At 55.5% G+C, this 20,126-nt stretch carries 19 protein-coding genes and 4 tRNA genes; 7 read left to right on the top strand and 16 right to left on the bottom strand.

Annotation, left to right across the window (positions count from 1 at the left end; all coding sequences use genetic code 11):
• From JOD69_RS06590 to JOD69_RS06540, 11 genes are all read right to left on the bottom strand, one after another.
• Positions 1-110, bottom strand: a 110-nt coding sequence (locus JOD69_RS06590; RefSeq protein WP_133717654.1) for a GTP-binding protein, incomplete at its 3' end; no start/stop codon positions are given.
• A gap of 40 nt (positions 111-150) precedes the next feature.
• Positions 151-226: transfer RNA gene (locus JOD69_RS06585), tRNA-Thr, on the bottom strand.
• A 24-nt stretch (positions 227-250) separates the two neighbouring features.
• Positions 251-324, bottom strand: a tRNA-Gly gene (locus JOD69_RS06580).
• 20 nt (positions 325-344) lie between these two features.
• Positions 345-429 (bottom strand) — tRNA-Tyr (locus JOD69_RS06575).
• Positions 430-477: 48 nt separating this feature from the next.
• Entirely contained in the window at positions 478-1,074 is a 597-nt protein-coding gene (gene pth, locus JOD69_RS06570; protein WP_077732580.1) for an aminoacyl-tRNA hydrolase, read from the bottom strand.
• Positions 1,075-1,111: 37 nt separating this feature from the next.
• Positions 1,112-1,720 (bottom strand): 50S ribosomal protein L25/general stress protein Ctc, encoded by a 609-nt coding sequence (locus tag JOD69_RS06565; RefSeq protein WP_077732581.1) that lies wholly within the window; start codon positions 1,718-1,720, stop codon positions 1,112-1,114.
• Between the two features lie 43 nt (positions 1,721-1,763).
• A complete protein-coding gene (locus JOD69_RS06560; protein ID WP_077732582.1) occupies positions 1,764-2,717 on the bottom strand; it encodes a ribose-phosphate diphosphokinase in 954 nt (317 codons plus the stop codon).
• Positions 2,718-2,758: 41 nt separating this feature from the next.
• Positions 2,759-2,833 (bottom strand) — tRNA-Gln (locus tag JOD69_RS06555).
• A gap of 22 nt (positions 2,834-2,855) precedes the next feature.
• The gene (ispE, locus tag JOD69_RS06550) at positions 2,856-3,707 is read right to left on the bottom strand and encodes a 4-(cytidine 5'-diphospho)-2-C-methyl-D-erythritol kinase (protein ID WP_205780891.1); all 852 of its coding nucleotides are present in this window, start codon (positions 3,705-3,707) and stop codon (positions 2,856-2,858) included.
• Between the two features lie 3 nt (positions 3,708-3,710).
• Positions 3,711-4,298, bottom strand: a complete 588-nt coding sequence (lolB, locus tag JOD69_RS06545) for a lipoprotein insertase outer membrane protein LolB (protein ID WP_166642609.1) — start codon at positions 4,296-4,298, stop codon at positions 3,711-3,713.
• Positions 4,299-4,320: 22 nt separating this feature from the next.
• The gene (locus JOD69_RS06540) at positions 4,321-5,949 is read right to left on the bottom strand and encodes a tetratricopeptide repeat protein (RefSeq protein ID WP_245245482.1); all 1,629 of its coding nucleotides are present in this window, start codon (positions 5,947-5,949) and stop codon (positions 4,321-4,323) included.
• Between the two features lie 345 nt (positions 5,950-6,294).
• Between JOD69_RS06540 and hemA the strand changes: the two genes are divergently transcribed.
• The 4 genes from hemA to JOD69_RS06520 are packed head-to-tail and all read left to right on the top strand — an operon-like array spanning position 6,295 to position 9,965.
• Positions 6,295-7,557 carry a glutamyl-tRNA reductase gene (hemA, locus tag JOD69_RS06535; RefSeq protein ID WP_086133756.1) on the top strand — a complete coding sequence of 421 codons (1,263 nt, stop codon included), beginning with the start codon at positions 6,295-6,297 and terminating at the stop codon, positions 7,555-7,557.
• Between the two features lie 3 nt (positions 7,558-7,560).
• Entirely contained in the window at positions 7,561-8,643 is a 1,083-nt protein-coding gene (gene prfA, locus JOD69_RS06530; protein WP_077732585.1) for a peptide chain release factor 1, read from the top strand.
• 4 nt (positions 8,644-8,647) lie between these two features.
• A complete protein-coding gene (prmC, locus tag JOD69_RS06525) occupies positions 8,648-9,547 on the top strand; it encodes a peptide chain release factor N(5)-glutamine methyltransferase (protein WP_077732586.1) in 900 nt (299 codons plus the stop codon).
• 4 nt (positions 9,548-9,551) lie between these two features.
• Complete coding sequence (locus JOD69_RS06520) at positions 9,552-9,965, top strand: M67 family metallopeptidase (RefSeq protein WP_086133757.1); 414 nt, start codon at positions 9,552-9,554, stop codon at positions 9,963-9,965.
• A gap of 20 nt (positions 9,966-9,985) precedes the next feature.
• On the opposite strand, the gene JOD69_RS06515 is transcribed toward JOD69_RS06520, so the two are convergent.
• From JOD69_RS06515 to gatC, 5 genes are all read right to left on the bottom strand, one after another.
• On the bottom strand, positions 9,986-10,603 hold the full coding sequence (locus tag JOD69_RS06515) for a DUF502 domain-containing protein (protein WP_086133758.1): 618 nt from the start codon (positions 10,601-10,603) through the stop codon (positions 9,986-9,988).
• A gap of 94 nt (positions 10,604-10,697) precedes the next feature.
• Positions 10,698-14,099 carry a hemolysin III family protein gene (locus tag JOD69_RS06510; RefSeq protein ID WP_210023816.1) on the bottom strand — a complete coding sequence of 1,134 codons (3,402 nt, stop codon included), beginning with the start codon at positions 14,097-14,099 and terminating at the stop codon, positions 10,698-10,700.
• A 187-nt stretch (positions 14,100-14,286) separates the two neighbouring features.
• Positions 14,287-15,720 carry an Asp-tRNA(Asn)/Glu-tRNA(Gln) amidotransferase subunit GatB gene (gene gatB, locus JOD69_RS06505; RefSeq protein WP_077732590.1) on the bottom strand — a complete coding sequence of 478 codons (1,434 nt, stop codon included), beginning with the start codon at positions 15,718-15,720 and terminating at the stop codon, positions 14,287-14,289.
• A 9-nt stretch (positions 15,721-15,729) separates the two neighbouring features.
• The gene (gene gatA, locus JOD69_RS06500; RefSeq protein ID WP_086133760.1) at positions 15,730-17,184 is read right to left on the bottom strand and encodes an Asp-tRNA(Asn)/Glu-tRNA(Gln) amidotransferase subunit GatA; all 1,455 of its coding nucleotides are present in this window, start codon (positions 17,182-17,184) and stop codon (positions 15,730-15,732) included.
• Positions 17,185-17,253: 69 nt separating this feature from the next.
• Positions 17,254-17,541, bottom strand: coding sequence for an Asp-tRNA(Asn)/Glu-tRNA(Gln) amidotransferase subunit GatC (gene gatC / locus JOD69_RS06495; RefSeq protein WP_077732592.1), 288 nt, complete (start codon positions 17,539-17,541; stop codon positions 17,254-17,256).
• Positions 17,542-17,646: 105 nt separating this feature from the next.
• On the opposite strand from gatC, the gene JOD69_RS06490 reads away from it, so the two are divergent.
• The 3 genes from JOD69_RS06490 to mreD are packed head-to-tail and all read left to right on the top strand — an operon-like array spanning position 17,647 to position 20,103.
• Positions 17,647-18,693, top strand: a complete 1,047-nt coding sequence (locus JOD69_RS06490) for a rod shape-determining protein (RefSeq protein ID WP_077732593.1) — start codon at positions 17,647-17,649, stop codon at positions 18,691-18,693.
• 44 nt (positions 18,694-18,737) lie between these two features.
• Entirely contained in the window at positions 18,738-19,622 is an 885-nt protein-coding gene (gene mreC / locus JOD69_RS06485; protein ID WP_077732594.1) for a rod shape-determining protein MreC, read from the top strand.
• A complete protein-coding gene (mreD, locus tag JOD69_RS06480; RefSeq protein WP_086133761.1) occupies positions 19,609-20,103 on the top strand; it encodes a rod shape-determining protein MreD in 495 nt (164 codons plus the stop codon). The genes mreC and mreD overlap by 14 nt, the downstream gene beginning before the upstream one ends.
• The last annotated feature ends 23 nt before the right edge of the window (positions 20,104-20,126 follow it).

Below are 20,126 nucleotides of genomic sequence, written 5' to 3'. Positions count from 1 at the left end.
GCACCCACCTTGGTCAGAGCCGCCGTCAGGGTCGTCTTGCCATGGTCAACGTGACCAATCGTCCCGACGTTCACATGCGGCTTTGTGCGCGTAAACTTTTCTTTGGACATCCGCCAATACCCCTTAATCTGATAACCGATACATTCAAACTGGAGCCCATAACCGGACTTGAACCGGTGACCTCTTCCTTACCAAGGAAGTGCTCTACCGACTGAGCTATATGGGCAAGAAACCTGACGCCCTTTTTTGCTGGAGCGGGTGATGGGAATCGAACCCACGCCATCAGCTTGGAAGGCTGAGGTTCTACCATTGAACTACACCCGCGCACAAAATCCTAAATCTAATGGTGGAGGGGGAAGGATTCGAACCTTCGAAGGCAGAGCCGTCAGATTTACAGTCTGATCCCTTTGACCGCTCGGGAACCCCTCCAAGGGTTAAGATGTGAATTATTCGGTATTCGATTGTCGGTGTCAATATTCAAGACGCGCCAATTCTTGAATCGTTATGCAGACAGCTTGTTACAGCGCCGAGGTCCCCCTGCAAGATCGCGGGAAACAGTTCGATCACTCGAGAAATTGCGCGATCTATTGATTCGCGCTCGTCACTACCCGGCTTGCCGAGCACATAAGGTACGACATCGTCGCGATTACCGGGGTGACCGATGCCAATGCGTATACGACAAAACCCAGCCGCCCCCAACTTGTCGATTAGATCCCTCAAACCGTTATGCCCCCCGTGCCCACCGCCGCATTTCAGTCGAGCGACACCAGGAGCAAAATCGAGCTCATCGTGAGCCACCAATATCTGCTCGACACCGATTTTATAATATCGAGCCAGTGCCGCGACCGATTGCCCACTCCGGTTCATGAACGTCATCGGCTTTAGGAGCAGAACGCTTTCGTTTTCGAGTTCCGGCGTCGCGACCAATCCCTCGAAACGCCGATCCTCCCTAAACGGAACGCCATACGAAGATGCGAGCTCATCCACAAACCAAAACCCGGCGTTATGCCGGGTTTTTTCATATTTGGTCGTCGGATTCCCTAAACCGACAACCAGCCGGAATCGAATAGACAAAAGCCCCTCCCGGCCATTTTGTCAGCAATGAACCAGCCTATTCAGCCGGACTCTCCGACGATTCAGCAACCTTCCCGGACTGAATCGCCGCGACCGGCAAATCGTGCTCCGGTCCATGAGCGAGAGCGAGAATTTCAACTCCTTCAGGCACCTTCAAATCCGAGAGATGGACCGACTGCCCCACATCAACATGCGCCAGATCAACCTCTATGTATTCGGGTAGCTGGTCCGGTGTACAAGCGACCTCCACGTCGACCAAGTTGTGGGTTACTACCCCGCCTTTTTTCACGCCAACCGAGATATCCTGATTGACGAAATGCAAAGGCACATGAACGCGAATCTTCTCTCCCCGGCTTACACGCTGAAAATCCATATGCATGATAATCGGCTTACTCGGATGCCTCTGCAAACCCTTCAGGATCGCCCGCTCCTCTCGGCCACTGACCTTAACAGTCAGAACATGGGAATAAACGGCCTCGCTCTCCAGACTCTTCACGACCTTATTGTGCTCCAGCACCAAGCCAATCGGGTCGGCGTTACCGCCGTACAAAACCGCCGGAACCTTGCCAGCCCGACGCAGCCGCCGCGCATCACCTTTACCGGTATTCGTTCTCAATTCAGCATCAAAGACAAAACTGCCTACCATCTTTCTCTCCAAAATACTCTTAGCAGTGAGTTAAAAAATTGGATCAATCTACATAAAGCGAACTGACCGACTCGCCGACCGCGATACGGCGTATCGTCTCCGCCAACATCTCAGCGACGCTCAACTGCCGGATCTTTTTACATTGCTGAGCATCCCGACGCAGCGGAATCGTATCCGTCACAACCAACTCATCGAGCACCGAATCTTCGATATTTTCTATCGCCCGCCCGGACAACACAGGGTGAGTACAATACGCCACTACTCGCCGCGCACCATGGTCCTTTAATGCGCCGGCCGCCCGGCACAAGGTTCCGGCCGTGTCCACCAGGTCATCGACCATGATACAGGTGCGCCCTTCGACATCGCCGATGATATTCATCACTTTAGCCTCATTCGGCCTCGGACGACGCTTGTCGATGATCGCCAAATCGGCATCGTCGAGACGTTTGGCCAATGCCCGCGCCCTTACCACCCCACCCACATCGGGGGAAACAACAATCAGATTCTGATATTTCTGCCGCCAAACATCGCCCAATAAAATTGGCGACGCGTAGACGTTATCCACAGGAACATCAAAAAAACCTTGAATCTGATCGGCATGGAGATCCACGGTCAACACCCGATCCGCTCCGGCCGCACAAATCATCTTGGCAACCAGCTTTGCCGTGATAGGAACGCGGGCCGACCTGATCCGTCGGTCTTGGCGCGCATAGCCGTAGTAAGGAATCACTGCCGTAATCACGGACGCCGACGACCGACGAAAAGCGTCGATCATGACTAGCAATTCCATGATATTTTCATTGATTGGCGCGCAGGTGGGCTGAATCAGAAAAACCTCTCGCCCACGGACATTTTCCTCGATCTCGACTGCTATTTCGCCGTCAATGAATCTTCCAATGGTTGCCATCCCCAAGCGCATGTTCAGCTTGCGTACAATGCCTTCGGCCAAGGCAGGATTGGCATTCCCGGAAAACACCATAAACGAGGCGTCTGTCATTCAAGACACTCCAAAGTCGAGACGTCGAGTCGGAATTACTATGGCTGGGGCGCCAGGATTCGAACCTGGGAATGCCGGGATCAAAACCCGGTGCCTTACCGCTTGGCTACGCCCCAATAATGTTGTTGACGGCCCTATTCAGACCAGCTTCAGCGCCTGATGGAGAGCCGACCGATTCCGTCCTCGCGCGACAAACACCGACCAGTCGCTCTCTAATGTCATGGCCGCCGCCCGCGCATCAGCTTCATCAGAAAATGCGGCAAACACGCAGGCCCCGGTACCGGTAAGTCTGGCGGGCGCAAAACGCCCCAAACTGCTCAAGGCAACTCCAACTTCCGGGTAGAATTCCGAAACCACAGGCAAACAATGGTTTTCCTGCTGCCCCGCAAGAAAGTCCGCTATTTTGATCGGTTTGTTATTTCGTGTCAAACCGGGCGCCGAAAAAATTTGCGCGGTCGCCACATGGCAGCTAGGCACCACGACGACATACCAAGGCTCCGGCAGCTCCAATGGAGTCAACACCTCCCCAACCCCCTCGGCCCAGGTCGAACAACCATTGACAAAAACCGGAACGTCAGCGCCCAACTGCAGACCCAACACCATCAGATCCTGCAAAGACAAGCCTGTCCGCCATAAGGCATTCAACCCAAGCAGCGCTGTTGCGGCATCCGAGCTTCCGCCCCCAAGCCCACCTCCCATGGGCAGATTTTTCTCAATTTCAATCTCGACTCCGTATTCAACATCGGTTACGCGACGCAGGAGTTGCGCAGCCCTTACCGTGAGATCCTGCTCTTCCGGCACACCGGGGAGCGGGCTCAACAGCCGAATGCGGCCATCGGAGCGACGGCGCAGCGTAATCCAGTCGCAACGATCGATGAATTGAAATACGGTTTGGAGCAAGTGGTAACCATCGTCTCGCCGGCCCACTATTCTCAGCATTAGATTAAGCTTGGCCGGTGCTGGCAGACGAAGCACTTCCGCGTCCATCATGCACTACCCCTTAACACGCCAGCTATCCGCTATTAGTTTGAGCCTAACATCTGGCCCTTGAATCGCGATCTTCTGCGGCATAACCCGGTCCCCCACATTCATATAATTTTGGAACTGGAGCGTCCAACCCGATTGCCTAAACCCCAGCAAGGAACCGGACTCCCCATAAACAGGGGTATGCGTTTCGTTCGGATCGGGCAACCCCACAATCCAGTACCGCAAGCTCGACAATGGCACGGCAAACCCCAGCCGGTCCTTTAACATGGCATCGGGATCGCGGGACAACTCCGTAACCCCATCGCCTTCGTTAACGTAAATCAGGTCTTTTTGCAGAATGATAGAAACCATGCCCTGGCTAAAAGGCCCCGACACTCGCAAGCGATCCTGCTCCGCATCGTGCTCCCAGAACAGATTAGCCTGCCAGGCATCGTTCGCGGTTTGCACGCCAATCCGCCCCTCCAGCTGCCAGACTTTTAAGTCATAATTTTTCTCTTCGGCCTTTGGGGCTAGAGCAGGACGAGGCGGCTCCTTTTTGAAAACAGCGCAACCGGTCAGCGACGCGACCAACACAAAAACAAGGAATCTAAACAAAATTAGGCCTTTCTAACACCCGCTATTTGAAGGCTTCCCGATACTTGATCTTAATTTTTTTCATGTCCTCATGGCCTGGATCCTTCTTGAGCGCCTCTTTCCATATCTTTTTGGCTTCTTGATGTCGACCGGACTCCCACAACACCTCCCCCAAATGTGCCGCTATCTCAGGATCACTGACCGACTCATAAGCGCGCCGCAGATAATCGAGTGCCGAATCGTAGTTTCCCAAACGGTATTGCAGCCAACCGTAACTATCCAGGATAGCCGGATCATCTGGCTTCAGCTCTATTGCCCGATCGAGATACCGCTTTGCTTCATCCAATCGGTCGCCGCGATCGGCCAGGGTGTAACCCAAGGCATTAAGCGCGTTGGCATCGTCTGGATTCTTTTCCAATACTGCACGCAGGTCCGCCTCTAACACCTCGACACGGTCTAGCTGTTCGGCAACCAAAGCGCGGGAATAAAGCAACTCCATCTGGCCCGGCATTTCTTCCAACGCCTCCGTCAGCAAATCAAACGCCGCCTCATAGTCCTTAGTTTTGGACAAGAGCTCTGCCTCCAGCAGGTAGAGCCGCAACGCCTCATTCGGAAATTCTTTGCGCACGTCAACTAAACGCTGCCGAGCGTCGGCCATACGGCCGAGATTAATCAACGCGGTAATTGAATTAACCTTAGCGTCGAATTCCAATGGCCCGGACCCAACTTTGTCGAACCGCTCCAGCGCATTTTGCAGGCGATTCTGGCGCGCTTCGATCAACCCCAAATAGAAATAGGCCTGTCCCCGCCACTTGGGTACGGTCGTTAGATCGGAAAACTCTTTCCTCGCCTTCTCGTCTTGCCCCGCCTCCATCAACAATGTCGCAAGGCCGAAACGCGCATCATGGTTATCCGGATCCTTCTCCAAAATACGAGTCAGCTCTTTCTCCGCCCCTCGAAAATCTCCAGCTTTCGCCAAAAATTGGGAATAGATCAGGCGCAAACGGACATTATTGGGATCGCTCCTCAGCGCCTTCTGAACCGTAGCCCTCGCCGCCTCGGAGTCACCCATCTGAGACATGACTTGGGCCTGCAATAGGCGAGCCCTATTCCAATCAGGGTGCAGAGCCAGCGCTTTTTCTGCTTCCTGCAGGGCTAACTGATACTCACCCCGGCTGCTGGCCAAAAGCGCATACGCGAAGTGAATCTCGGCCATACTCGGAAATTCTGTGACCAAGCGCTGCATTACTTTCGCCCCATCTTCCTTCGGAACCTCCGAATCCAGCCACTTGACCAATTCGATCAATGCATTTTCCAGGTCTACGTCGGGTAGGGTCAGTAGCGCCCTCAATTGATCCAGAGCCTTATCAGTTTGCCCGGCTTTCAGAAGCAACAAAGCCGCAACACGACGCGCCGAGGCATTTCCCGGATCGCGTTCGCTCCACAATGTAGCCGCTGTTAGAGCTTTTTCTGTATTCTTAAGATAGAGCCCGATTTGAGTTGCTCGCTCTGCGACCTGAGCATCTTGGGTAAGCTTGGCGGCTTCCAAATAATTGTTCAGAGCAATCTCGTACTGCCCGCGCTGGCCGGCCAATTCTGCCGACAATAACAAGTAGACGACTTCCGAATGCTGATTAAGCTCTTGAACATCTGCTTGACGGACCCCTTCCAAGGACTCGTCACTATGAGGCCGCGATGGATTAATACCCGCGCATCCCGATAGCCCAATAGCCCCGACACACGCCAAACAGACCAATCGTTTCAACACTGACGAAATTCCTAAGCCGAAGTTAATAAAAGAACCTTGGATAGTATTGACAACGCTTTTCTCCCTTCATCCGAAGCAGCATCGCGAAAATGTCCCGAGCTTTCGATTAAAGCGGGGTAGACTGACTTATAAGCCGGCGAGATTGTACGCTGTCCGTAACATGCAACAATAGACCCGAACCAACGGTATTTGGCTGCATTTGAGGTTTTTCTTAGAATTATATTTGGAAAGTCTCAGAAATTTGAGCTCATGAGCATTTTAACCTTAGGGTTGAATCACAACACAGCACCGATTTTGATCAGAGAACGCCTGGTCTTTCCGGCCGAACGAATCAAATGTGCCTTGCAGGATCTGATTCAATTACCCCAAATTGGCGAAGCCGCGATTCTATCCACGTGCAACCGAACGGAATTGTACTGTGGCGTCGAAACCGACGATCAAAACATTCTGATCGACTGGATCGCTCAAGAGCAGAGTCTTCAACGGGAAGATTTTCAACCGTATCTCTATGTCCACACCGACGGTGAGACGATCCGTCACATGTTTCGCGTCGCCTGCGGGTTGGATTCGATGATACTGGGAGAGCCGCAGATTCTCGGACAGATGAAATCGGCCTATCAAGCCGCAGCCGAAGCCGGAACTCTCGGCAAAACCTTGAGCAAACTGTTTCAGCACACCTTCACCGCCGCCAAGAAGGTACGAACCGACACCGCGATAGGTTCCAGCCCGGTTTCGGTTGCCTTTGCCGCGGTGCGCCTAGCACAACGAATTTTCGACGATCTTTCCGAACAGGCTGCCATACTGATCGGCGCCGGAGAAACGATCGAACTGACAGCCCGCCATCTGGCCGAAAGCAAAATCGGCCATCTGATAATCGCCAACCGCACCTACGACAAAGCACACACTTTGGCCACCCAGTTCAACGGGTTTGCCATCTCATTGGCCGAATTGCCGAAGCACTTGGCCAAGGCCGACATCGTCGTTTCATCCACCGCCAGCCAATTGCCGATTTTGGGTAAAGGCGGCGTCGAGAGCGCCCTCAAAGCCCGCAAGCATAAGCCGATGTTCATGGTGGATTTGGCCGTGCCTCGCGACATCGAACCGGAAGTCGCCCAACTGAGGGACGTTTATCTCTATACCGTCGACGACCTGCGGAACACCATCGAAGAAAACCTGAAATCGCGCCAGGAAGCAGCCAAGAAGGCCGAAGAAATTATCGACACCGAAGTGGAGCATTTTTTGGGCTGGTTGCGCGCTCAGGGTGCGACCTCCACCATCCGCGACTTCCGCAGCCACGCCGAAACGATCCGAGCCGAAGCCTTACATCGAGCAAAACAGGCATTACGATGCGGTAAATCTCCCGAAGAGGCGCTGGATCTTTTGGCGAATCTGCTCACCAATAAATTGATTCACATACCCAGCGTCCAAATCAAGCAAGCGGGCATCCATGAACGGCACGATCTGATTGCCGCCGCCCGAGAACTTTTTCAACTCAAAAACAGCTCTTCTTAATACGTGAAACCATCCATTCGCCAAAAACTCGATCATCTTGCCCAGCGATTCGAAGAAATTACCGCCCTCCTTGCCGAACCGTCGATTCAGAACGATCAAGACCGCTTCCGTGCCCTGAGCCGCGAGTACGCTCAACTCAATCCGTTGGTCGGCTGTTTCAACAAGTATCTCGGTGCAATCGAAGATCTTTCCTACGCGCAGAGTCTGCTCGACGACAGAGACCCGCAGGTGCGTAGCCTCGCCAAGGAAGAACTGGTCGATGCCGAGGACAGAAAGGAAGCCTTGGAAAAGGAATTGCAAATCCTTTTGCTGCCTAAGGATCCAAACGACGAACGCAATATCTTTCTGGAAATCCGGGCCGGCACCGGTGGTGCCGAGGCCGCACTGTTCTCCGGCGATTTATACCGCATGTACAGCCGCTATGCCGAGCAAAAGGGATGGAAGGCGGAGGTGATCAGCGAAAGCGAGGGCGAACACGGCGGCTACAAAGAAATCATCGTCCGCATCAGCGGTCAGGACGTTTATTCACGCCTCAAATTCGAGGCCGGCACCCATCGTGTACAACGCGTGCCGGAAACAGAGGCCCAGGGCCGTATTCACACTTCGGCCTGCACGGTCGCGGTACTGGCCGAGGCCGACGAAATCGACGTCGACATCAGCCCGGCCGATCTTAGAGTCGATACCTACCGCGCATCGGGCGCCGGCGGCCAGCACGTCAACCGGACCGATTCGGCGGTGCGCATTACCCATATACCCACCGGGATTGTCGTGGAATGCCAGGACGAGCGCTCTCAACACAAGAACCGCGCTCGCGCCATGTCTTTGCTGAAATCGCGCATCCTCTCCGCCGAACAGGAAAAACAGAGCGCCGAAATCGCCGCCTCACGTAAACTGCAAGTCGGCAGCGGCGACCGTTCGGAACGCATACGTACGTACAACTTTCCCCAGGGCCGACTCACCGACCATCGCATCAACCTGACTCTTTATCGGCTCGAAGCCATCATGGAGGGCGATCTCGACCCGGTAATCGATCCCTTGATCAATGAGCACCAAGCCGAATTGCTGGCGCAACTGGCCCAGGACTAATGCGATGAGTACTCCTCTTGCCTCACCGAGATCCAGCGGCATCACCATAGCGGCCGCGCTTCAGACCGCCAGAAGTCGCCTCGAAGGTTTGAGCGAAACGGCGCGGCTCGATGCGGAAATTTTGTTAGCCCGCGCATTAAACCGAGATCGATCGTATCTTCGCGCATGGCCGGAGCGAAAGCTTTCGCCCGATGTAGAAGACCGTTTTCACCATCTGATCGAGCGACGACAGTCCGGAACTCCGGTCGCGTACCTATTCGGCGAAAAGGAGTTCTGGTCTCGTACGTTTAGGGTTAGCCCCGACGTGCTCATCCCACGCCCCGAAACCGAGTTGCTGGTCGAATTGGCGCTGGCGGCCACTCCGGCATCCCAGACGGCCGATATTCTGGATCTAGGGACCGGCAGCGGCGCCATTGCCGTGACTCTCGCCGCAGAGCGCCCGGCAGCCCGCGTCACCGCAACGGATCTTAGCCCCGGCGCTTTGAACCTCGCGCAGGAAAATGCGGTTCTGCACGGCGTCCGCAACGTTCGCTTTCGACTGGGCGATTGGTTCGATGCGGTAGCAAGCGACGAGCAGTTCGATTTGATTGTCAGCAATCCGCCTTATGTCGCAGACGATGATCCGCATTTAAACCGAGGCGATGTGCGCTTCGAACCGAGTTTGGCACTAACAGGCGGACTACACGGACTGGATGCTTTCCGGATCATTGCTCGGGAAGCCTGCGATTACTTAAAACCGCATGGACAACTCATACTGGAACACGGTTTCGATCAGGCGGATTCCCTGGCTGACCTTCTGAACGAATTCGGTTACGCCGAAATCAGCCGCCATTCCGACCTTCAAGGTCACTTCCGCGTCACAACCGCACGGTGGGAACCGAGCAGCCGATCCTTTTCGGAATAAAAGCATGCACGATAAAGAAATTCATATCCCCCGCCCCTTAGTCAACCAACTGTTGCACTATGCCCAAACATCGCCGGAAGTTGAAGTCTGTGGTCTGATCGGCGCGAAAGACGGCACCCCAGGCCACTGTTATCCGGTCAAGAATGCGTCGACTACGCCCGACTGCCGGTTCCAGATGGAACCTCAGGACCAAATCGATGCCATGCGTAAAATGCGGGAGCGAGGAGAGGAACTGTTCGCGATCTTTCATTCGCATCCGGCCGCTCCCGCCGAGCCTTCCGCCATCGATCTCGAACAAGCGGCCTATCCCGATGCGGTATATATCATTATCTCCCTGAACACAAAGGGAGTTCTTGAAATGCGAGGTTTCCGGATCAATCAAGCGCGCCAAATCGAAGAAATCGCGTTGCTCCTGTAACGCTCACGGCGCAAAGTCGGCTAACGGGGCAGGCCTAGAGTTTCTTGCGATTTCGGAAAATCAGACCCCACGCTCATGACGAAACTCGTCACCTCCGAGATATCGAGAGCGGATTTGACTACCTTCGACTCGTGCACGATGACGGTGAACCCATTGGTCGGATTCGGCGAAGTGGGCACGTATAGAACATATCTGTCGCCCTCTCGGTTCGTGACGTAAGCCGGCAGCCACATCCCTTCCCTAGGATATTCCACATAAACGATTTCCCGCTTTTGCTCATCGGGCCTGCTGCGAAACATATCGACAATCTTTTTGGTCACCCGGTAAACCGTGTTTAGGAACGGAACTCGCTCTATCGCGAGATCGACTAGGGAAAGAACCAGGGAATGGCGCCGTTTGTTGACGGTGTGCCCGATGTAAGTCAGCAGGCCGAAAACGCCGGCGAACGCGAGAAAAGTTATGCCGTAATTGCCGACCGCCTCTTGCACGCCGAATACCGTACTCAGAATCAAATGGGCGAGAAATATGACGATCTGCGCCACTACGATGATTGGCAGTACCGCCAGAGTACCGATCAAGAAATTGTTCAAGACGATCTTGGCGAGGTGCTTGGCCTCAGCGAAATTACTCGGCGCCATGAGTTTTCTCCCTGAATGTCTAATTTGCCTTGTTAGACAATACGCCGCGCAACAATGATCACCAGGCCTCCTCATGCCTGAAGCGGCGGCTCCTTCACTGACTTGGCCCGACTTCGGTCCGGCTGTCGAACCACCCGCGCCGAATCATCCACTTCGCTGCTTCCAACACCGGGAGTATCGTGGCCGACGCGCCCAGCACTACCGCCCACTCGATTCGCGACAGGCCGAAAGTGCCGAATGCCTCCTGAAAGAACGGCACATAGATGATAGCGAGGAGCAACATCGCCTCCCAGGCGATCGCCAGATTCAGCCATTTGTTCGCGAACGGCCGACGAAACACGGAAAAACGGTCGGATCGAAAATTGTAGGCCTTGAAGAACTCGATCGAGACCAGCGTCGCGAAAGTCACCGTCATCGCCTTGGAAAGCTCGTTGCCGTTGTGTAACGCCCAGACAAAGACACTGAGATTGACCAGAGTCGACCAAATACCGCCGACCAGCATCAGCGAAACGACGGGAAAACTGAAAATCCCCTGCTTCGGGTCGCGCGGCTTCTGTTGCATCAAGGCTTTGTCCATCGGATCGACCGCCAACGCCAGAGCGGGAAGTCCATCGGTAGCCAAATTCACGTAAAGAATTTGCACCGCGCTTAAAGGCAGCGGCAACCCTGCCAGCGTAGCGCCCGCCATCAGGCCGATTTCACCGATGTTGGAAGACAACAGATACATCAGGTATTTCTTGATGTTGCTGAAAATCCCCCGCCCTTCCTCTACGGCGGCGACGATGGAGGCGAAATTGTCGTCGGTGAGCATCATTGCAGCGGCCTCCTTGGATACATCGGTACCGGTGATGCCCATAGCCACTCCGATGTCGGCCTGTTTGAGAGCCGGAGCGTCGTTCACGCCGTCTCCGGTCATGGCGACGATGCGGCCTTGTTCTTGCAGAGTCCGGACGATGCGAATCTTATGCTCGGGAGCGACACGGGCGAAGACCTCGATTCGCCTGACCGCCTGCGCGAATTCTTCATCGCTCATCGCGTCCAGTTCGACGCCCGTAATCACTCGTCCGTGGTTCAAAATGCCCAGCTCGCGGGCAACCGCGCGGGCGGTGGCAGGATGGTCCCCCGTAATCATGATGACCTTAATGCCGGCCTTTTCGCAGGTGGCGATGGCGGACTTGGACTCGGAGCGAGGCGGGTCGATCATCCCGACCAGCCCCAGGAAACACATGTCTTTTTCAGCCGTTTCCAGAGACGTGTCTTCCTTTTGCGCCACTGCCAGAACACGAAGCGCCTCGCCGGCCAAGCGCTCGGCTTCGGCCTGTATCACGCCGCGGGCCGCATCGTCCAAAGGAGCCTCCCCCTCTGCGCTCAGCCAGCGATCGCTGGCGCTAAGAATGACCTCCAAAGCACCTTTGGAATAAGCTATCCGCCCGCCCTCGGCATTCTCATGGAGCGTCGTCATCCGCTTGGATTCCGAGGTAAAGGGAATCTCGCCCACGCGCGGAAACCGGCGGTCCAATTCGGAGAGTTTTAACCCGACCTTGGCGGCAGCGACCACCAACGCGCCTTCCGTGGGATCGCCTTTAACCTGCCAGCGGCCCTCTTCAGTTCGATGCACGCCCGCATCGCTCGCCAGTGCCGCCGCTTGAAGCAGATTCAACACTGGAGGGGTAGGAGCGACTTCCCGAGCCTTGTGGAGAAACCGGCCCACCGGTTCGTAACCGGCACCGGTAACGCTGAACAAGTCTCCGCCGGTCCAAATCTTGCGGACGGTCATCTCGTCCTTGGTCAAGGTCCCGGTCTTGTCCGAACAAATGACTGACGTGCTGCCCAGGGTCTCGACGGCCGGCAGACGCCGGATGAGCGCGTGACGCCGGACCATCCGGCGAGCGCCGATGGCCAGAGAAATCGTCACCACGGCAGGCAGGGCTTCGGGCACCACGGCAACGGCCAGGGCAATGCCGAAGATCAGCATGTGCTCGAAGGATTCGCCGCGCCAAATACCGAGAGAAACGATAACAGCGACGATGAAAATGGCGGCGACGGCGAGCACGTTCCCGACTTTGTCCAGGCTCTTCTGCAGCGGCGTCTCGCGCTGTTCAGCCCCGCGCAAGAGCCCCACGATACGCCCGAATTCGGTTTCCATCCCGGTCGCGACGACAATGCCCTGGCCCCGCCCATAGGTCACGGCAGTGCCGGCAAACCCCATATTTTGGCGATCACCGATGGCTAGCCCAGGATCGTTCAGCGGCGCGGTACGCTTTTCCACCGGCGCCGATTCACCTGTCAGGGGCGCCTCGTCGATTTGAAGGTTTACGACTTCGATCAGACGCAGATCGGCGGGAATGCGGTTGCCGGTCAGCAAACGGACGATGTCACCGGGAACCAGATAACGTGCGGGCATCTCCACGAACTTGCGGTCGCGCATCACGCTAGCCATCGGTGCCGCCATCTGCTGCAGGGCTTCCATCGCGCGTTCGGCGCGGTATTCCTGAAAAAATCCGAGCAATACGGCGAATAAAACGATCACCGCGATGACGATGGATTCGACGGTATGCCCCAAATAAGCCGAAAAGCCGATGGCAACCAGCAGAATAATGACCAGAACGCTCTTGAACTGCGACAGAAAAAGTCTGAACGCCGAGGCTCCCCTGCCCTGCTCGATCTCATTGAATCCATGCTTGGCGAGACGGTGATCCGCCTCCTCTTCGGTCAATCCGCTTGGACCGGATCTAACGGCCTCATAAATCTGTTCAACCGTCCTGGCATGCCAGGACGGTTGCTGCTCCGTTACATCGGCCAGATCGGGTTTTATCAGCTCGATCCGATTCAGACTATTCCACACGAACCGCCAATGGAAACCGATGCCGGCCAACACAGCAACATGGAACAACTCGTGGGGGCCTAACACCCCGCCGACGATAACCGGCCATCGCAAAAAGTCGAGAAGCGCTCCCGAGGTGTAAGCCAATGCGCTGAACAGCAGCGTTTTGACGAATGAAAAACCGTAACGGCGCCAAACAGCTATCCCGGACGCCAGCCCCAGCCAGCCTAACCCTAAATACAGCGTCAAACCGAGCGCTTCCGGGATGTCCTGGAAAAAGATGACCTTGAGGGTCAACCCCGTAATCGCCAATCCCCAAATCAAAAGCAAAAAGCCCCAGCGCCAAAGACCGGAGAAAAGAATGCAGTGGACAGGGGTGAAACTCCCGGCGATCAACAAAAAGATCGCGGCATGATCCAGCCGCTGCAATACCGCACGTCCTGCCCCGCCGACGGACAGCAGATGGAACACGCCGCTCATGGAGAGGAGAAAAATGCAGGTAAAAACGAACACCCCGACAGCCACTATGTGGCCGACGTTGCCCCTGGCCCGGCGAATCAAGAAAAACCCCAGAACGGCAAACACGCCTGCGGCCAGCAAATGCATGAGAGAGCTTACGGGATCGGCAAAACCAGGAATCGAATAAGTCTCCATAGCGGGATAGGGCGTCAAAACGGCCAATTGAAAGGGGCAGGGATCTTGCGCCGGCGATGGAGTGCGGCCAAGAAACGGGGCTTGGGCCGGCAAACGCGCGAACGGTCCCACCGCGCCGAAACATCTCGCTTCGGGCGGCACTTAGATTCGGGAAGTGATCGATGGGACCTTAAGGGCTTGCTGATCGCCGCGGTATGACGCAAGGCTACTGCAATTTTTTCTTTAGCAAATCGTTCAACTGCTGCGGATTGGCCTTGCCTTGGGTCGCCTTCATAGCCTGGCCGACGAAAAATCCGAACAGCTTGTCTTTACCGGCCTTGTACTGTGCCAACTGCTCCGGATTCGCCGCAATGATTTCATCGATGATTTTCTCGATCGCTCCGGTATCGGTGATTTGTTTCAGCCCCTGTTTTTCGATAATGGCGTCGGCGGTCTCGCCGGATTCCCAAAGCGCTTCGAAGACCTGCTTAGCCAGTTTTCCTGAGATCGTACTATCGGCGATGCGCCTGATGAGACCCGCGAGGCGAGGCGCTTCGATCGGACATTTCTCGATCTCTAGACCGGCCTTGTTGAGTGCACCGGACAAGTCGCCCATGACCCAGTTGGCACATAACTTGGGATCGCTGCCCGCCGACTCCCTGACCACGGCTTCGTAATAATCGGCAAGCTCCCGCGTGGCCGTCAGCACGGTCGCGTCGTAATCGTTCAGACCGTACTGGGACTTGAAACGGTCGCGCTTTTCGTCCGGCAACTCGGGCAACCCCTTGCGCACGTCTTCGACAAAATTGCTCGATATTTCCAAAGGCAGCAGATCGGGATCGGGAAAATAGCGGTAGTCGTTCGCTTCTTCCTTGCTGCGCATGGAGCGGGTTTCGTCCTTGTTGGCATCGTACAAACGGGTTTCCTGTACGACTTGTCCGCCGTTTTCGAGAATTTCGATCTGCCGCTCGATTTCGTAGTTGATGGCACGCTCCACGAAGCGGAACGAGTTCAGGTTCTTGATTTCGGCACGGGTACCGAATTTTTCCTGACCTTTAGGGCGAACCGACACGTTGGCGTCGCAACGGAACGATCCCTCCTGCATGTTGCCGTCGCAGATCTCCAAATATCGAACTAGGGCATGCAGCTTTTTCATGTAAACCACCGCCTCCTTCGCCGAGCGAAGATCCGGCTCGGACACGATTTCCAGCAGCGGCGTGCCGGCCCGGTTCAAGTCGATTCCGGTAAAGCCGTGAAAATCTTCATGCAAGGACTTGCCGGCGTCTTCTTCCAAATGGGCGCGCGTGATCCCAATGATTTTCTCGATGCCGTCCACGGAAATGTTCAAATGCCCCTGGCTTACGACCGGAAGATCGTATTGGCTGATTTGATAGCCCTTCGGCAAGTCGGGGTAGAAGTAGTTCTTGCGCGCGAATACCGAAAAAGGAGCCACGCGGGCGCCGATGGCGAGACCGAATTTGACCGCCATGCGCACCGCCTCGCCGTTCAAAACGGGCAATACGCCGGGCAAACCCAAATCCACCGTACAGGCCTGGGTGTTGGGCTCGGCGCCATAGGCCGTAGCCGCACCCGAAAAAATCTTGGATTTAGTAGCGAGCTGGGCGTGAATTTCCAACCCGATGACCGTTTCCCATTCCATACAAACCTCTTAAACGAAATCTTTCGGAGCCCGCCGGTGCCAATCGGTCGCTCGCTGATACCGATGCGCGACATTGAGCAAACGCTCCTCGGAAAAGTAATTGCCGATGATCTGCATGCCGACCGGCAAATTCTTGGAAAATCCGACCGGAACCGACATGCCGGGGAGACCGGCCAAATTTACGGCGATCGTATAGATGTCCGACAGGTACATCGCGATAGGGTCGGCGGTCTTCTCGCCGAAGCGGAATGCAGCGGACGGCGAGGTAGGCCCCATGATCACGTCGACATCCTCAAAGGCCCGTTTGAAATCGTCGCTGATCAAGCGTCGGACTTTTTGGGCTTTAAGGTAATAGGCATCGTAGTAACCCGCGGACAGCGCATAAGTGCCGATGAGAATGCGCCGCTTCACTTCCGCACCGAAACCTTCACCGCGAGAGCGCATGTACAGATCGTGCAAGTCTTTCGGATCCTTACAGCGATACCCGAAACGGACGCCGTCATAGCGGGCCAGGTTGGACGAACATTCGGCGGGTGCCACAACGTAATAAGCCGGTACCGACAACTTCATGTTGGGCAACGAAATCTCTTTCACGGTCGCGCCCAGCTTCCGATATTCGTCAATAGCGTCGTCAATCAGGCGCGCGATGTCCGAATCCAAGGCCTCATCGAAAAACTCTTTGGGCAGGCCGATCCTGAGCCCTTCCAAGCTGTTGTTGAGAGAGGCGGAATAATTCGGCACCGGCCTATCTACGCTAGTCGAGTCCTTTTCGTCGAACCCGGCCATGACTTGGAGCATGAGCGCGCAGTCTTCCGCGGTTCGGGCCATGGGACCACCTTGGTCGAGGCTGGACGCGAATGCGATCATTCCCCAGCGGGAAACCAAACCATAGGTGGGTTTCAAGCCAGTGATGCCGCAAAAAGACGCAGGCTGGCGAATCGATCCGCCAGTATCGGTACCGGTGGCCCCCGGAGTCAGACGGGCCGCCACCGATGCCGCCGAGCCGCCGGACGAACCGCCCGGAACCGCATCGGTGTCCCACGGATTTTTTACCGGTCCGAAATAGCTCGTTTCGTTGGATGACCCCATGGCAAACTCATCCATGTTGAGTTTGCCCAGCATGACCGTTCCGGCCTGCTTGAATCGCTCAACGACCGTGGCATCGTACGGGGCGATAAAATTATCGAGCATCTTCGAACCGCAACTCGTCTTCACGCCTTTGGTGCAGAAGATATCTTTCTGAGCGATGGGGACGCCGGTCAAGACACCGGCAGAACCCTGTGATATCGCCGCATCCGCCGCTGCAGACTGCGCTAGCGCCTGCTCTTCAGTGACGGTCACAAAGCAATTGAGTTGCGGATCGTAGAGCCGGATGCGTGCCAGAAAAGTCTGTGTCAATTCGATGCTGCTGAATTCTTTTTTTCTGAGTCCGTCAGCTAATTCGGCAATGGTTTTGTCGTGCATGAGATAGTTCCGAAATCCAGAATACGCGCGAAACGGCGGTAGCCCTCCGGCTTCGGCCGTTCCTATCGATCACTCGATAACCTTGGGCACCAGATAAAGCCCCGCTTCCACCAAGGGTGCATGGGCCTGGAATAACTCCCGCTGGTCGGTCTCGCTCACCGTATCCGGCCTCAAGCGCTGAGCCTGATCCAAAGGGTGAGCCATCGGAGTGACCTCCGAGGTATCCACGGTGCTCATTTCCTCGACAAAATCCAATATGCCTGTAAGATCTCGAGCATAAGCGGCCGCTTTTTCCGCATCAATGGCAAGCCGGGCAAGCCAAGCAATTTTGTAAACTTGGTCAATATTTAAGGACATATTTGCATCCGATGTTTCTTTCAGTCATATAATACCTGATATATGGCTTTTGTCGCTCCGGGCTATCCGTTGTAAAATCACGGCATTCACAAGGACTATATGCCTATGTTCTTCAGACACCTCCGAGGATTTTTCTCGAACGACTTGTCCATCGACCTTGGCACCGCAAACACCTTGATCTACATCCGTGGCCAAGGCATCGTGGTGAACGAGCCGTCAGTGGTGGCTATCCGCGAGGATCGCACCCGCGGACAGAAATCCATCGCGGCAGTCGGTTCGGCTGCAAAGTCGATGTTGGGGCGAACCCCCGGCAACATCACTGCCATCCGGCCTCTCAAGGACGGAGTGATCGCCGACTTCACCGTCACGGAGAAGATGCTCCAGTACTTCATCCACAAGGTACACAGGAACAAGCTTTTTCGGCCTAGCCCCAGGGTTTTGATCTGCGTACCGTGCGGTTCTACCCAAGTAGAACGACGGGCGATCAAGGAATCGGCGGCCGGAGCTGGGGCACGGGAGGTCTATCTCATCGAAGAGCCCATGGCGGCAGCCATCGGTGCCGGACTGCCGGTGCATGAAGCGCGCGGATCGATGGTCCTGGACATTGGCGGCGGAACATCCGAAGTAGCGGTAATCTCGCTGAACGGTATCGTCTACTCCGCCTCGGTGCGTATCGGTGGCGACCGCATGGACGAAGCCATTATGAATTACGTACGCCGGAACTATGGGACACTGATCGGAGAGTCCACCGCCGAACGGATCAAGTACGAAATCGGTACTGCCTATCCGGGTAGCGAGATCAAGGAAATTGAAGTCAAGGGACGCAACCTGGCGGAAGGCGTCCCGCGCAGCTTTGTCTTGAACAGCAACGAAATCCTCGAAGCGCTTCAGGAACCTTTACAGGGGATTATCGGAGCGGTAAAAGTGGCGCTGGAACAGACACCGCCCGAACTGGGTGCTGATGTCGCGGATCGGGGCATCGTTTTGACCGGCGGGGGCGCGTTGCTTAAGGACATGGACCGCCTGATCGCCGAAGAAACCGGACTTCCCGTTTTTATCGCGGAAGATCCGATGACCTGCGTTGCTCGCGGAGGTGGGCGAGTACTGGAACTGCTGGACGAAATTGGCGCGGCAGCATTCTCACTTGAATGAAGTCGGCCGGCTGCCGGCTCGCGTCGTTTTAAGAGGATTGGGATATCAAACGGCTGTTCACGCGAGGCTATTCACTCAATATCCGTCTATTGCTGTGTTTGGCGGCTGCCTTGGTCTTGCTCGCCGCCGAGCAACACGGCGTCTTTCATGCCGCGCGAACGCCTTTCGCGTCCGCGACCTACCCTTTACAGCAAATCGTTAGCTCGCCCGTACGTTTTGGACAGCACATTATAGAATCCGTATCTACATACGCGGGGCTGGTGGCGGAAAACCAAAAATTAAGGGAGGAGCAGCTCGTCCTCAAGACGAAGCTGTTGAAATTCGCCGCCTTGGAGCAGGAGAATATCCGGCTTCGCGGGCTTTTGGACACCTCTTATAAAGTTGGCGAGCAGGTATCGATAGCCGAGCTACTGTCCGTCAATCTTGTCCCCTACGAGCATATCGTCGTGGTAAACAAAGGTGCCCGATTCGGCGTTCATGCCGGCCAACCTGTGTTCGACGCGAACGGAGTCGTGGGGCAGGTGCTGCGAGTTGGGCCCTACAGCGCCGAAGTGATGCTGATTACTGACCCGAATCATGCCATTCCGGTACAGGTAAATCGGAACGGCCTTCGTACTCTTGCTTTGGGCACCGGACAAACCGATCGCCTGGCACTACCCTATCTTTCCAGCAATGCCGATATTCAGGTAGGCGACCTCCTCGTAACCTCGGGACTCGGAGGCGTTTTTCCCCATGGTTATCCCGTGGCGACGGTAACAGACGTCGCACCGCAAAAAACATCCTTTGCAAAAATCTCTGCCGCGCCGGTAGCCCAGCTCGACCGAAACCGCGAGCTGTTGTTGGTCTGGAGCGACTCGCGATCCATCCCGCGCATCCCTGCCGGTCAAGAGCAGCATTCAAACACTTTACCCCCTAATGGCGACCGTTAAATCGTCCTCGGCCGGACTGATGGTGGTACCGCTAAGCCTGGTATTTGCCATGACTTCGCGCATTCTGCCCTTACCTCACGAGCTATTCGTACTCAACCCTGATTGGACCGCTTTGTTCCTGATTTACTGGACGATTGCGATACCGGACCGTGTAGGGGTAGGCACGGCCTGGCTCACCGGACTTTTCGTCGACACCCTAACCGGGCGCATGTTAGGTCAGCATGCCCTGGCTTACTCCGTCATTGCCTATGTCAGTCTGCGATTGTATCGCCGACTGCGCCTTTACCCGCTCCCCCAGCAATCCCTCTGGATACTCCTGCTCCTGCTGATCAGCCAATTTCTGATCCTCTGGACGCAAAACATCAAAAACATGAGTGTCCTAAATTGGACATATTGGCTACCATCATTCACCGGCGCACTCGCCTGGCCGGCGGTTTTGATGACGCTACGGCGAATCAGGCGCCATTTCAGCATCTTCTAACGTTCGGCTATGCGGTAAGTGAT

Origin of the sequence: Methylocaldum sp. RMAD-M (assembly GCF_017832375.1) — a bacterium.
Lineage (GTDB): Bacteria > Pseudomonadota > Gammaproteobacteria > Methylococcales > Methylococcaceae > Methylocaldum.
This window is presented reverse-complemented; position numbering and strand designations above follow the sequence as displayed.